Source organism: Pseudoalteromonas sp. MER144-MNA-CIBAN-0113, from assembly GCF_040308965.1.
GTDB lineage: Bacteria > Pseudomonadota > Gammaproteobacteria > Enterobacterales > Alteromonadaceae > Pseudoalteromonas > Pseudoalteromonas tetraodonis.
The window spans coordinates 1-221 of sequence record NZ_JBEOOG010000656.1; the positions used below are offsets into that span (position 1 = coordinate 1).

1 rRNA gene is annotated in these 221 nt (G+C 39.8%); it reads left to right on the forward strand.

What is annotated here, in order from left to right:
* Positions 1–105: 105 nt before the first annotated feature.
* Positions 106–220 (forward strand): 5S ribosomal RNA (gene rrf / locus AAEY57_RS21355).
* Position 221: the final 1 nt, after the last annotated feature.

Here is a 221-nt window from a genome sequence, read left to right on the forward strand (position 1 = left end):
GAAACAAGCGAAGAAGTTAATAGACTAAAGTAGATACTTGAAGACTTTATTATCAGAATTCCAAATTTTAGTAAGCTTGATTAAATCGACCTTACACCAAATTTGCTTGGTGACAATAGCGTTTTGGACCCACCTGACCCCATGCCGAACTCAGCAGTGAAACGAAACAGCGCCGATGATAGTGTAGCATTTGCTATGTGAAAGTAGGACATTACCAGGCT